The sequence below is a fragment of the Nonomuraea thailandensis genome (genome assembly GCF_024172165.1).
GTDB classification, from domain to species: domain Bacteria; phylum Actinomycetota; class Actinomycetes; order Streptosporangiales; family Streptosporangiaceae; genus Nonomuraea; species Nonomuraea thailandensis.
The window spans coordinates 701,379-714,760 of record NZ_JAMZEB010000001.1; the positions used below are offsets into that span (position 1 = coordinate 701,379).

Here is a 13,382-nt window from a genome sequence, read left to right on the forward strand (position 1 = left end):
GTGGGGCAGCGTCCACTCCAGGCGGCTAACAACACCTGGAGAGCGGCCAAGATCTTGTAGAAGGTCAGCCCGCGCCGACCACTTTTGGGCTGGTCAACCGCAGTTCAGTGAGGAACAGGTGAGCCGCCGAGACCAAGGTGACATGCCGCTGCCAACCGCGGGTCAGGCCCAGGCCGGTCTTGAGCTCGCGGTAGTCGTGCTCGATGCGCCAGCGGATCTTGGCCAGGCGGACCAGGTCCCGCAGCCGGATGCCGGCCGGCAGGGTGGACAGCCAGTAGCCGGTGGGCTCGGGCTCGCCGGGAGGCCATTCGGCCAGAAGCCAATAGTCGGGCAGATGCCCATCACTGGTGCGGGGGATGCCGCTGTTGGCGGGCCGCACCCGCAGGACCAGGAAGCGGGACCGCAGCGTGGCGGCTGGGTTGTCCTTGCTCTTCTTGGTGCCCTGCCGCCAGCTCACCCGGCGCAGGCTGCCGCGTTCGGCGGCCAGGGCCAGCTCGCGCAGGCTGGCCGGGGCGCTGCGGTACTTGGCCACTGGATGGCGTCCGTTGCCGGACCAGGGCACCGTCTCGGGGACGACATCGGCGGCATACGCGCTGGTGCCGCCCTTGACCGCGACCACATACAACAGGCCGCGCCCGGTCAAGCCCAGCCGCAGCGCGGTCACATCGCCGTAGCCGGAGTCGGCCACCACCAGCGGTGGTAGCAGTCCCCAGGTGGCCAGCTCGTCGAGCATCTCCAGGGCCTGCTGCCACTTGGGACGGTGGCGCTGATCGTCGGGGATGCGGCAGCGCCGTCGCCGCTCGGCGATCGCCGCGGCTTCACTCTGGTCCTCGGCCAGCGCGTCGTCCCAGCGTTGCGGCAGGAACAGCCGCCAGTTCAACGCGGCCGAACAGGCATCGGTGACCGCGTGAACGCTGATGGCGATCTGGCAATTGGTCACCTTCCCCGCGGTCCCGGTGTACTGCCGGGCCACTCCAGGCGAGCCGTCGCCATCCTTCAGATGCCCGGTGTCATCCAGCACCCACGCCTGCGGCGCCACCACGCTGACCGCACGCTGCGCCAGACATCGCCGCACCGCCACGTGATCCCAGGTCGAGGAGGTGATGAACTGCTGCAGCCGCTGGTGATCCACCCCCAGCCGCTCCGCCATCGGCACCATCGACTTACGCCGGCCGTCCAGGATCAGCCCCCGCAGGTACAACCCGCCGTTGGACCGCTGCTCCCGACGCGTGAAGGAGGTGAAGACCTCACCTGCGAAGTCCTCAAGACGGCCACGGACATCAGCCAGCTCCGCCGGAGTCACGTGTCGACCGTCTCACAGAGACTCGAACTAACAAAGTACTACTAGGAACATCCTGGACAATGGCGACCTGGAATCTCTTACCCAGACCTGCCGTTCCCTGGGCCGCTTCGAGTTCCTCCTGATGATCGCACCTCTGATTTTCCGAGGCGCAACCGGCAGTCCGGTCAATCGCTTGGCCGTTTTCTGATCGGCGCGGCGGAGAGCCCCAGTCGGGCCCACCCCGCCCGGCCGTGCTCCCGGCCCGGCCGTGCTCCCGGCCCGACCGGAGCGCGGGCGGACCGGGTCCGACTCCGCCGGCCCTGCCCCGGCAACCAGCTCGTCTAAATTAGTCGGTGATGTTGGCCAGCTCAATCGGCCAGGGCGAGGTTGTCACTTCAGGTGTGTAAAGATCGTTCCTGAGTGCTTGAGGCTGACCTTTACCTGATGCGGCCTGGATAGGCGATGTCGAGTTCGATGAGTGCTTCGCGCCAGCCGATGGTGCGCTGTCCCTCGATCAGGCGGGCGGTGCTGGGCGAGTTTTTGATCTTGCCGGTTTTCTCCTTGGTCACGGCGCGTTCGCGGGCGCGTTTGTCCTCGATGTTGATGATGGCCAGCCACAGCAGCTTGACCACGGCGTCGTCGCCGGGGAAGTGCCCGCGGGCCTTGGTGACCTTGCGCAGCTGGTAGTTCAGCGACTCGATGCTGTTGGTGGTGTAGAGCAGCTTGCGGACCGCCGGAGAGAAGGCGAAGAACGGGATGAAGCGGTCCCAGGCGGCCTCGAACACGCGCGCCGCCTGCGGATAGCGCTCACCCCAGGTGGAAGCGGAGAAGCCTGCCAGAGCGTCGAAGGCGGCTTCCGCGCTGGGCGAGGTGTAGATCTTCTTGAGCTCGGCGGCCAGCGCGGCGCGGTCGCGGCGGGCGACCGGCCGCAGCGCGTTGCGGATCAAGTGAACGACGCAGGCTTGCACGGTGGTGTGCGGGAAGGCGGCGTGGATGGCGTCTTCGAAGCCGTTCAGGCCGTCGGTGCAGGCGATGAGGATGTCGCGCACGCCGCGGTTGCGCAGGTCGTTCATCACCGAGGTCCAGAACCGGGCCGATTCGCCGGCGGTGGCGGCATCGAGCGGGGTCTTGGCCAGCCAGATGCCCAGCACATGCTTGTCGCCGTCGGCGTCGATGCCGACGGCAAGGTAGGCGGGTTTGGCCTGGACGCTGTGGTTGTCGCGGACCTTGACCACGATGGCGTCCAGGAACACCACCGGGTAGACGGCCTCCAACGGCCGGGCTTGCCAGGCGCGGACCTCTTCCAGCACGGCGTCGGTGATGTTGGAGATGGCCTCGTGACTCAGTTCGGTGTCGTAGATCTGGCGCAGGTGGTGCTGGATGTCGCGCACGCTCATGCCGTGCGCGTACAGGCTGATGATCATGTCGTCCAGGCCGCCGGAGACGCGGCCGGCCCGCTTGGGCACCAGCACCGGCTCGAAGGTGCCGGCCCGGTCTCGCGGCACGGCCAGCCGGACCGGCCCGACCCCGGTCTGCACCGTCTTGCCGATCCTGCCGTTGCGGGAGTTGCCGCTCCCGTGGCCGGCCACCTCGTGCTTGCCATAACCCAGATGGGATGACAGCTCAGCCTCCAGCGCGCGTTCCAGCACCGCCTTGACCAGCTCGCCGAGCATCGAGCCCTGTCCGGTCAGCCGCAGCCCGCCCGCACCGTCGCGTGACCGCTCCAGCAGCAGGTCCAGCACCTGATCGCTGAGCAGCTCCCGCAACGGCACCTCGCCGTCACGGTGGGGGGATTTTTCCTCGCCATGATGAGCAGCCGCCCCCAGCAGCGCCGATGCGTCATCGTGCTGGTCTTGTCCCACCGCGGCCAGCGCGGTTCTTCCCCGTGTCGTGGACATGATCGTGTTCTCCCCCGAGATGATGAATGATCTTTACAGACTTCCGTCTACGTTTGGTGACCATTCACACACCTGGAGTGATACCCCCGCCAGGGCGGCAGTTCCTGCATTTTATTCGGGTGTAGCTCTTTCTCAGTGAGTGCTTGAGCTGGGCTTTTGTGGGCGTGACTGTTTGGTCCGGGAACCGCCTTCTACTGTGAGTGCAGACGGTGAGGCGGTGGTGACGGTGGGCTCGTTGCTGGAGGAGCTGGCACGGCGTGAGGCTGTGGCCCGGCAGCGGATCGTGGAGATCCGCGAGCAGATCGCCGCGTTGGAGTCGCGGCTGCAGGATGAGCACGACCGGTTGTCACGGCTGGTGATCACACGGGAGACGGTGGAGGAGATCCTGGGCGGGGCGGTCGAGCCGGTCGGTGACCCTGTGACGGCCGGGATTGCAGGCCTGGACGTCAACGCGGCCGGCGCGGTTCCGGCAGGGCCGCCGGTGCTCGGCGTGGTGACGGTGCCGCCGTGGCGGCCGGGCATGAAGGCGGCGATGCTGCCGCGCGCGTACCGGGACGCGGTGGAGATCATGACCGATGCCGGCCGGGCGATGCGGGCCGGGCAGATCGCGGCGGCGATGGGATTGCCGGATGAGGCCGCCAAGCGGGAAGGGCTGCGCTCAAAGCTGAAGCGGCTGGTGGAACGCGGCTGGGCGCGGGAAGAAGGTCCGGGGTTGTTCATGGTGACCGAGCCGGTGGCGCGTGAGGTGTCCGAGCAAGGCGACGGAGGGTCACGGGACGGCATCGCGCCGTCATCTGCTTCGTCACCGGGCGGGTGATTGCGGCAGGGCCCTTCCGCCGTCAGGTTCAAAGGTGCCAACCACATGTCCCCGGCGAGAGAAGAGCCCTATGCAGGCACCGTACGACACCGGCCTGGCCGCTGACGTCTTTGCGGAGGCGAAGAACACCTTCAACTGGCTCATCGGACAGCTCACCGACACGGCCTGCGGCATGCTGACCCATGACCGGCTGGAAGAGACGATCGTCGAGCAGGGCCGTGAGCTGCAACGCCAGCTCCTCCAAGCACACCTTGATCTACGGGCGCTGCGCGAGCGGCAGCAGGCGCACCACGCCCGCCACAACGCAACGACCGCCAGGGTGATCGGGTCCGACGGCGTGTCGCGGACGCGGCTGGAGACAGGGCATCACCGCCTGCTCGCCACCCTCGTCGGAACGGTGACGGTCACCCGGTGCGCCTGGCGCGCCCCTGGGGCGCGCAACGTCTATCCGGCCGACGCCGCCTTGTCACTGCCGGCGGTGCGGCACTCGGCCGGGCTGGCCAAGCTGGCGGTCGTCGAGACGGTGCGCGGTTCCTTCGACGCGGCCCACGCTGCGGTGACCGCACGCTGCGGCAACGTGATCGGCAAACGGCAGATTGAGCAGGCGATCGTGCAGGCCGCGGTCGATGTCGACGCCTTCTACGCCGCGCGGACGCCGTTGCCGTGCACCGCCCGCACGGTGCTGGCGATCGGCGTGGACGGCAAGGGCATCGCCATGCGTCCCGAGGCGCTGCGGCCCGCGACCGCCAAGGCCGCCGCCCGCGCCCGCGCCACCTTCCGGACCCGGCTGGCGGCGGGAGAGAAACCGGCCCGCAAACGGATGGCCACCCTCGCAGTGGTCTACGACGCCGAGCCCGCGCCCCGCCGGCCGCACGATGTGATCGCTGTCCCCGGTGGCCGGCCGGGCAACGCCTGCCGCGCGCCAGACCGTCCGCGACGCGCAAGTGGCTGTGCGGCTCGGTCGTCACCGGCCCTGCCACGGTGATCGCCAAGGTCTTCGACCACGCCGAAGCCCGTGCTCCCGGCCACGTCCGTCCCTGGGTCGTGCTGGTCGACGGAGCCCGCCACCAGCTCGATCTGATCACGGCGGAGGCCGCCCGCCGCGGCATCGGCGTCCACATCGTCATCGATTTCGTACACGTGCTGGAGAGATTATGGGCTGCCGCCTGGAGCCTGCATCCTCCCGCGGCACCGGCCGCCGAGGACTGGGTCGCCGGTCATGCTCTGGCTCTGCTGGCCGGGCGCACCGGCCACGTGATCACCGCGTTGTCCGGCCAGGCGGCCACCACGGCCGCCCACCGCCGCGACGGCATCGACGCGTGCATCCGCTACCTCACCAACAACCTCAAGCATCTGCGCTACGACCAGGCACTGGAGGCGGGATGGCCGATCGCGACCGGCGTGATCGAAGGCGCCTGCCGCCATCTGATCGCCGACAGATTCGACCTCGCCGGGGCACGCTGGGGCCTGGCCGGAGCCGAAGCCGTCCTGCAACTCCGCGCCCTGATAGCCAACGGTCACCTCGACGAATACTGGCATTTCCACCGCGCCCGGCAACACGAACGGGTCCACCAGAACGACTACCAGGACGGATACTCTCTCACGGCTTGATCGCTTCAGTCGCTGAGAAAGAGCTACACCCATTTTATTCCACCGCTCTCGGCTCAAGTTCGTGTCCTCGTCGCCGCGCCGTGCATCCTGCGCTTCTTTCAGAGGCCGGGCCATGAGTCAGAGCCCACGCTCCCAGCACGGGCTGGTGGTGCGGGCGCACGCCTCCCGCAGCGGATGGATCTCGTCACCGGTCCAGCCACGCCGTGTTTGGCGCCTTGGGGCCTGCACGTCGTACGGCGTCAGGTGCCGGTCGCCGGCGAAAGCGGTATGACGGCCGTCTTCCGGTCTCCGGCGGCGATCCTGTCAGGTCTGCCCTGTCGCACACGGGTATCAGGCGATCATGAGGGCGCGAAGAGCTGTCCCCCACGCGGTCGCGCCGGTACATCGCTCACGATGCGCCAGCGTGACCGCCCGGCCGTCACGGACTGTTTCAGCGGCTGGTCCTGGTGGACCAGAGTCCCTCCTCGCCGTCGCTGGAGTAGAGGACTGTGTTGCCGTCGTTCTGGACGACGAGGCGCGCCTGGGGGTTGCCGTGGGTCTTGCTGGCCCACAGCACCTTGCCTTCAGGCGACTTCACCACGATGTTCCCGTCCGTCTGCAGCTGCGTGTACGCCTTGGGGTTACCATGCGTCTTCGTGCTCCACAGGGGCTTCTTCGTCGCGGTGTCGACGACCACGAGGTTGCCGTCGGCGTACTGGACCAGCCGGTAGAGCCCGTTGGGCGACTGACGGTAGGCGTTGGCGGTCAGCCGCTCACCCGGGGCGAGAACCGAGGTGGACCGGCGGGACGACCAGAGAGCCTTGGTCCCGCTGTAGAGGACCAGGTTGCTGTCGTTCTGGACGACGAGGCGCGCCTGGGGGTTGCCGTGGGTCTTGGTGCTCCACAACGCCGTGCCCTCCGCGGACTTCACCACCACATTTCCATCCGTCTGCAGATGCGTATAGGCGCCCGGGTTGCCGTGGGTCTGCGCGTTCCACAGGGGCTTCTTCGTCGCGGTGTCGACGACCACGAGGTTGCCGTCGGCGTACTGGACCAGCCGGTAGAGCCCGTTGGGCGACTGACGGTAGGCGTTGGCGGTCAGCCGCTCACCGGGGGCGAGGACCTCGGAGGCCGTTGCGGCTGCGACCGACGCGCTGACCGCCTGCGCAGAGGCCAGGGGCAGCGCGGCCGAGGTGGCCAGCATGAGCAGTGCTGCGATTTTAAGGCGCTCGAAACGCATAAAGGGAACTCCATATTCTATGGGATGGCTTTGCTTATCCAGGCCCGCCCGTGGCAAGCCTGACACTTTATACCGGATTAGGACGAGAGAGAAGGTGAAAAGCGTGATTGCTGCCAACATCGCTGGAATCCTGCCATCAGGAGCTGTATTGCTGCCAGATAAGCCTGCGCGGGAGAGTTCAAGAGTGACGCGTGAATAGCGACGGGCTCATCGCAAACAGGACAGGTGGAAGGCCGATCGGCAGCCGCGCCTTTTCGTCCCGGTGGAACCCCACAGCCATAAGCCGTCGTCTGGGCAAGGGGTTCAACACGTAGGCTCGGGAGTTGGGCAAATTGGGTAAGAGCCGAGGCGCCGCACAAGCGACCCTGCGCAAGAGCGGGCGTTTGGGGTGACCTCGCCGCGCCGTATCGGGTTCGTCTGATGCCCGAGATTAGTTGCCCTTGCGGGAGCGCTTCTCCTCCACCTCCAGCGTTATCGCTCTCTTTTCCTGACCGTGGCCATCACCGTCGGAGGGTGTCAGCCGTGCGGGACTACCAGGAATGCGAGGCCTTCTGGAGCGTGGCGTGCCCGCGACGGCTACCGTTGTCGACGTGGATCACGGGCAACGGTCACCTGACGAGCTGAAGGTCAGGTTCGCCACTCGTGAGGGTAGCCCGATCGAAGCATGGGTCGGCGTCCACAGCTGGGATGGTGATGTGGGGGGTGGGCGCGACTCGAACGGTCCTCCACGATCCGGCGGATCCGCAGGGCGGCGTGCTGGACCGGCAAGAGACTTCGCTGTACCTGAGCCATCTGCTCAGCGCTCTGTTCGTCTTTGTTCTCATCGCGTTCGCGGTCGTGTTGTGGTGGCTCGGGCCTGGGTCGCCGTGCGAAAGGCTGAGGCAAAGAAGCCTTAGCTTACTCTGTCGGCGATCTTGAAAGCATCCGGCATGTCCCGACTGGCGACTGATCAGTATCTGTGAGGCTTCTGGGGTCGGCGAAGTCGGTCATTTCCCCCAAGGTGGTCAGGTGTCTCTACCGGTTCGTCCCCGGTCCGCGCTGGAGGTTCCGGAGCTCACCGCCCAGGTAGCACGAGCGAGTAATCCCCGTGGAACCCCGGCCATGTGGATCCGCGACCGACTGGACGGGTTATGGAGCGATGAGGACTTCGCGCAGTGGTATCCCCGCGACGGCCGCCCGGGACTCTCACCCGCCCAACTGGCCACGGTGAGCGTGCTGCGATTCGACTTCAAGTACGCGCCCGGCCTCGAACTGGACGACCCCGGCTTCCACCACAGCGTGCTCGGTGACTTTCGTGACCGCCTGCTGCAGGACAGGCGGGCGGACCGGCTTCTCGATCTGACCCTGGCCCGTCAGAAGGTGGCCGGACTGGTCCGCGCGCGTACCACCCAGCGCACCGCTTCCACCCATGTCCTGGCCACCGTGCGCGACCTGACCCGCCTGGAGCTGGTCACCAAGGCCATGCGCGCAGCCCTGGAGGAACTGGCCCGCGCTGCCGCTCACACGCTGAACGGCTTGGTCAATGAGGACTGGGGACGCCGCTACGGCCGGCAGGTCCGCCTGGGCAAGAACCCCACCCGGCCCAAAACAAGGATCAACACCACCGGGGCAGATGCCCATCGCCTGCTCGAACACCTAAGCCGAAACCATCCCGGCCTGTTGGGCGGTCCCCAGGTGCAGGCCCTCCGACAGATCCTGGTGCAGAACTACTACTGCGACTCCACCTGGCGGCTGCGCTGGCGTGACGATGACGACGATAGCGGTCTGCCGCCCTCGGCCAAGCGGATCATCTCACCCTACAACCTGACGGCCCGCCATGCGCGTCGGGGGCAGGTCACCCGTTGGCAGGGTTCCTCGCGCACGTGACCGAGATCTGCTCCGGCGCCGACCCCAATGTGATCACAGACGTGGTCACCATGACACCCGGCTGCAACGCCGGAGCCTACGGCCCGAGCAGCACCTGGTCGACGGTGGCTACACCTCCCTGGTCCACCTCGAACAGGCCGAACGTGAACACCAGATCACCGTGGTCGGGCCGCTCCCAGGCAACCGCACCCGCCAAAACCGCCAGGGTGAAGGTTTCGCCCGCGACGACTTCCGCATCGACTTCGACCGCCAGGAAGTCACCTGCCCGCAGGGCCGGGTCAGCAATGGCTGGCACGACACTCACCCGACGTCCTCGCCAATGTCGAGCGCCTCAGCCGGCACCCTCCTGGAGAAAGCGCCCCACGACTGCCGACAGCCTTCCAGGACTACCTCGACCAGCAAGGCATTCCGCGCTTGCCTTTCTGGCGAGCCACCAGCTGACCTGACAGCGAACAAGATCCCCGAAGGAGTCAAGCCAAGGCCGGCGCCACCGATCAAGGGGCCGTCGCCGGCGGCGCGAATGTCCCGTTCATATCCATGGACGAGCTTGCAGGCGCCGGACATGTGAACTGTCAATCCCCTGAAAGCGTGGAGACGGTTCTATGCCACAGCGGTCCTCAGCAGGGCCGATGAGGCTTGTCTCTTCTCGATCATCAGACGTTCGAATGTGATGGGCGGCAGGCCGTCGTTGGCGCTGTGCCGCCGGGTGGTGTTATAGAAGTCGGCGATCCAGGTGGCGATCTTCAGGCGGGCCTCGGCCCGAGTGCGGAACCGGTGGCGGTGCACGTACTCGACCTTGAGCGTGCTGTTGAACGCCTCGGCCGCGGCGTTGTCGAGCGCGCAGCCCACCCGCCCCATCGACTGGACCACGCCCAGGCGCCGGCACAGCTCCTGGTAGCGGGCAGCCGTGTATTCCGACCCGCGATCCGAATGAAAGATCACCCCGTTCACGTCGCCGCCGCGGGTGGCCACCGCCATCTGTAGTGAGGCGCAGGTCAGCGCGGCGTCGTGGTGCCCGGACATGGCGTAGCCGAGCAGCCGGCGGGAGAACAGGTCCTCGACCGTGGCCAGATACAGCTTGCCCTCGCCGGTGTCGATCTGCGTCACATCGCCGCACCACAGCACGTCCGCGGCGACCGCGGTGAACTTCCGCCGCACCAGATCCGGGGCGGCCGGCCGCTTGCCCTGGCGGGTCAGCGAGCGCGGCTTGCGCCGCACACGGGCGACCAGGCCGAGCTCGGCCATCCGCGCCGCGACCGTGTTCTCCGACACCCGCCAGCCCGCCTCATGCAAGTCACGGGCGATGCGCGGCGAGCCGTAGGTGCCGCCGGACGCCTCGAACGAGCGGGTGATCTCCGCATCCAGGTCGGCTCGCCGGCGCTGCCGGGCGGTCGGCGTCTCCTGGCCGATGCGGTTCTTCCACTTGTAGTACCAGGACTGCGAGACGCCCAGCGCCCGGCAGGAGACGGTGTGGTCGACGTCGTGCTCGGTCTTCTGGGAGCTGATGAAGGCCGCCACGCTTATCGGCCCATCGCCTCTTTGACCCACAAGACCACCGAACGCTTGAGCACGTCACGCTCGTCTTCCAGCTGCTCGCGTTCTTTCTCCCAGGCAGCCTTCTCCTGGGCGTGCTGCTTGACCAGCGCGGCCTTCTCCCGCCGCAGCCGGGCCAGCTCCTCCTGCTCCGACTCCTCCAGCGCCTTGCCCCCGTTGCCGTTGTACTGCTCGTCCAGCCGATCCATCTGCACCCAATTGTGCAGCGTGTACGGGCTGATCCCCAGATCCCGCGCCACCTGCGCGACGGGCTTGCCGGTCTCCTTCACGATACGCACCGCGCCCGCCCGGAACTCCGGATCAAAGCGCCGCCGCGTGACTGCTGCCACGACCAAACCTCTCCCGGTTCGGTCTCCACGCTACGAGGGGAAGGCCAGAACAAGCCCTTGCTTATCCTGCCTCCTCGTGTCCGGGACGGCCTGCCGACGAAAGGCGGCGATGGGACCAGGATCGTCAAGGCGAGCACCACCTCCGAGGGCGCCATCGTCGGGACAGCCCAAGTCGAGTTCCACACCATGGACGAACTCATCGCCTCCGGCTACAAGGACAAGCCACGCCACACCATCCCCACCCGCGCCTGGGACAACCTGACCCGGCAGATCGCCGACGGCACCTACGTCAAGTCCCCCGACTTGGCGTCGGTGTGGCTGATCAATGGAGGGCGTAGGGCTGCGGCGCCGCAGCACAGCAATGTGCAGGTGATGCCCACCCGGGTCCTGAACGCCATCCCCTTGAGTTGAGATCTCGGTGGAGATCCGCAGCGCTGCGTGAGCAGTGCGGATCTCCATTCCGCCCTTCGCTGCGATATCCTTATGCGACGGGTTGGGACATGATGGCACTTGTGAGATTCGATGACCTTTCGATCCCCGACACCCAGGCCTGCCGTGGAGCTCTCGAAGTAGCCACCACGTACCACGGGGTCTCCCTGCTCAACCACTCCATCCGCAGTTATCTCTGGGCAGCGGCCCACGCGCAGCGCTACGGCATCGTGTTCGACGCCGAGCTTCTCTACGTATCGGCTCTGCTGCACGACATCGGGCTGGTGTCGGAATTCGACAGCCACACGGTGCCCTTTGAAGAGGCGGGTGGCCACGTGGCCTGGGTCTTCGGCGCTGGCGCGGGCTGGCCTCCGGAGCGGCGGATCCGGGCGTCGGAAATCATCGTCCGGCACATGTGGGACGAGGTGCCGATCGAGCGTGATCTGGAGGGGCACCTACTCGAGCTGGCCACCGGCATCGACATCTCCGGCCGCGGCAGCGATGAGATCCCGGCCGGACTACGCCGCGAGGTGCTGGAGCGCTACCCCCGCCTGGATCTGGCCAAGGAGTTCACGGCCTGCATCACCGAGCAGGGCGCGCGCAAACCAGGTAGCTCCGCTGCGCGGGCCTTGGCAAGAGGGGTCGCCGAGCGCATCGCCCGCAACCCGCTCGATTCCTGACGCCGAAGTGGATAAGCGCTCCCTGCCCGGTCCTATCCCAGCGACTGACTGATCTCAGGTCGTCAACGACGCCTGCTGGCGCTGGCCGGGAACGCTCAAGGACACCCACCCAGCCTGCGAGCGCTTCCGCCCGGCTAGTTGTATTGACCACGAACGTTGTTAACAGAGGGACTTGATCAATAGAGAAGCCTCCGATGTGGTGAAGGTGTCGAATCTGCACCGCACGGAGGCTTCATGTCCCACCGTAACGCCCGGCTGACCATCCACGCCCGCCAGTTGCTCGTCGATCGTGTTCACGCCGGACGTCCGGTCGCGCACGTCGCCGCCGAGATGGGCGTCTCCCGGCCCACCGCCTACAAGTGGATCCGCCGCTGGCGCACCGAGGGCGCGGCCGGGCTGCACGATCGCTCCAGCCGTCCGCACACCGTCCCGCACCGCACCCCCACCCCGGTCGAGGCCGAAGTATGCCGGCTGCGCACCAGCCGCAAGCTCGGCCCGGCCCGCATCGGCCTGCCCGCCTCCACCGTGCACCGGCTGGCATGGCTGGACCGACCCACCGGCCAGCCCATCCGCCGCTACGAACGAGACCGGCCCGGTGAGCTGGTGCACGTCGACGTCAAGAAGCTCGGCCGCATCCCCGACGGCGGCGGCTGGCGCATCCACGGCCGCGACCAGCGCAGCCACCACGCCCGCACCGTCGGCTTCGACTACATCCACACAGCCATCAACGACCACTCCCGGCTGGCCTACAGCGAAGTCCTGCCCGACGAGAAGGCCGGCACCTGCGCCGACTTCCTGCGCCGCGCCGCCGCCTGCTTCACCGCCCTGGGCATCACCCGCATCGAACGCGTCCTCACCGACAACGCGCTGGCCTACCGCCGCGGCACCGCCTGGCGCCAGGCCCTGGCCGACCTCGGCGCCACCGGCAAGCACACCCGCCCCTACCGCCCACAGACCAACGGCAAAGCCGAACGCTTCAACCGCACCCTGCTCGACGAATGGGCCTACGCCCGCCCCTACGACAGCAACGACGAACGCACCGCCGCTCTGCAAGACTTCCTGCACAGCTACAACCACCACCGATGCCACACCGCACTCGACGGCCATCCACCGATCACCCGTGTCAACAACGCTGCGGGTCAATACAGCTAGTGTCATCCGCCCTAAAATTATTCGGCGGGGATTCGAGGTTCTCCTCGGCGGTCTTGGTCCAGACGAAGGGCGTGGGAGCGGCGTTCCAGTGGTCCATCCAGGCGCGGATGTCGTCCTTCAGCGCCTGGACGGGTCAGCCCTTCCGCCCGCGTTGGGCGTGGGACGCCAGAGCCGGTGAGGGAGCGGTGGGGTGTGCCATCACGGCTTCGATGGCCGCGTACCGGCCGTAATCATCGCAGATGATCTGCTGGTGGAGCTCCCCGCCGCAGTGCTCATGCCGGAAGATGACAGGGGATCGCCCGGCGCGGCCCAGCGGTCGCCCCAGTACGTGAGGGCCATGATGACGGGTGGCAGTTCGCGGCCCATGTCGATCAAGATGTAGCCGTGAGGCTGCACTGAAAGTGCCCGAAGCGGGTGACACCCCGCAAGAGCGCATGCCGGATGATCAGTAGACTCCAGCGCTCACCTACACGATCTCGAGCGCCAGCGCCGCAGAGCAGTTCTGCGATTCGTAGGTACGACCAAGCCACCGTGACTGCGGATCC

At 67.3% G+C, this 13,382-nt stretch carries 11 protein-coding genes and 1 pseudogene; 6 read left to right on the forward strand and 6 right to left on the reverse strand.

What is annotated here, in order from left to right; genetic code table 11:
• Positions 1-64: 64 nt before the first annotated feature.
• A complete protein-coding gene (locus HD597_RS03375; RefSeq protein ID WP_253740206.1) occupies positions 65-1,303 on the reverse strand; it encodes an IS701 family transposase in 1,239 nt (412 codons plus the stop codon).
• 416 nt (positions 1,304-1,719) lie between these two features.
• The gene (locus tag HD597_RS03380) at positions 1,720-3,108 is read right to left on the reverse strand and encodes an IS256 family transposase (protein WP_372513343.1); all 1,389 of its coding nucleotides are present in this window, start codon (positions 3,106-3,108) and stop codon (positions 1,720-1,722) included.
• Positions 3,109-3,415: 307 nt separating this feature from the next.
• On the opposite strand from HD597_RS03380, the gene HD597_RS03385 reads away from it, so the two are divergent.
• The gene (locus HD597_RS03385; protein ID WP_253740207.1) at positions 3,416-3,997 is read left to right on the forward strand and encodes a hypothetical protein; all 582 of its coding nucleotides are present in this window, start codon (positions 3,416-3,418) and stop codon (positions 3,995-3,997) included.
• Positions 3,998-4,067: 70 nt separating this feature from the next.
• A pseudogene (locus HD597_RS66605) lies at positions 4,068-5,608 on the forward strand (ISKra4 family transposase).
• Between the two features lie 430 nt (positions 5,609-6,038).
• Here HD597_RS66605 and HD597_RS03400 read toward each other — a convergent pair.
• Positions 6,039-6,827, reverse strand: coding sequence for a PQQ-binding-like beta-propeller repeat protein (locus HD597_RS03400; protein WP_253740210.1), 789 nt, complete (start codon positions 6,825-6,827; stop codon positions 6,039-6,041).
• 1,101 nt (positions 6,828-7,928) lie between these two features.
• Here HD597_RS03400 and HD597_RS03405 point away from each other — a divergent pair.
• Entirely contained in the window at positions 7,929-8,693 is a 765-nt protein-coding gene (locus HD597_RS03405) for a hypothetical protein (RefSeq protein ID WP_253740211.1), read from the forward strand.
• Positions 8,694-8,769: 76 nt separating this feature from the next.
• Here HD597_RS03405 and HD597_RS03410 read toward each other — a convergent pair whose 3' ends face one another.
• The 3 genes from HD597_RS03410 to HD597_RS03420 all read right to left on the reverse strand — a co-directional run bounded on the left by HD597_RS03410 (position 8,770) and on the right by HD597_RS03420 (position 10,576).
• Positions 8,770-8,997, reverse strand: coding sequence for a hypothetical protein (locus tag HD597_RS03410; protein ID WP_253740212.1), 228 nt, complete (start codon positions 8,995-8,997; stop codon positions 8,770-8,772).
• A 296-nt stretch (positions 8,998-9,293) separates the two neighbouring features.
• Positions 9,294-10,211: an IS3 family transposase gene (locus HD597_RS03415; protein ID WP_253740213.1), complete on the reverse strand. Its 918-nt coding sequence runs from the start codon at positions 10,209-10,211 to the stop codon at positions 9,294-9,296.
• A gap of 2 nt (positions 10,212-10,213) precedes the next feature.
• On the reverse strand, positions 10,214-10,576 hold the full coding sequence (locus HD597_RS03420) for a transposase (protein WP_253740128.1): 363 nt from the start codon (positions 10,574-10,576) through the stop codon (positions 10,214-10,216).
• A gap of 57 nt (positions 10,577-10,633) precedes the next feature.
• On the opposite strand from HD597_RS03420, the gene HD597_RS03425 reads away from it, so the two are divergent.
• The 3 genes from HD597_RS03425 (at position 10,634) to HD597_RS03435 (ending at position 12,837) form a co-directional block, all read left to right on the forward strand.
• A complete protein-coding gene (locus HD597_RS03425; RefSeq protein ID WP_253740214.1) occupies positions 10,634-10,987 on the forward strand; it encodes a hypothetical protein in 354 nt (117 codons plus the stop codon).
• A gap of 101 nt (positions 10,988-11,088) precedes the next feature.
• Positions 11,089-11,685 carry an HD domain-containing protein gene (locus HD597_RS03430; RefSeq protein ID WP_253740215.1) on the forward strand — a complete coding sequence of 199 codons (597 nt, stop codon included), beginning with the start codon at positions 11,089-11,091 and terminating at the stop codon, positions 11,683-11,685.
• A 234-nt stretch (positions 11,686-11,919) separates the two neighbouring features.
• Positions 11,920-12,837 (forward strand): IS481 family transposase, encoded by a 918-nt coding sequence (locus HD597_RS03435; RefSeq protein WP_253740216.1) that lies wholly within the window; start codon positions 11,920-11,922, stop codon positions 12,835-12,837.
• Positions 12,838-13,382: the final 545 nt, after the last annotated feature.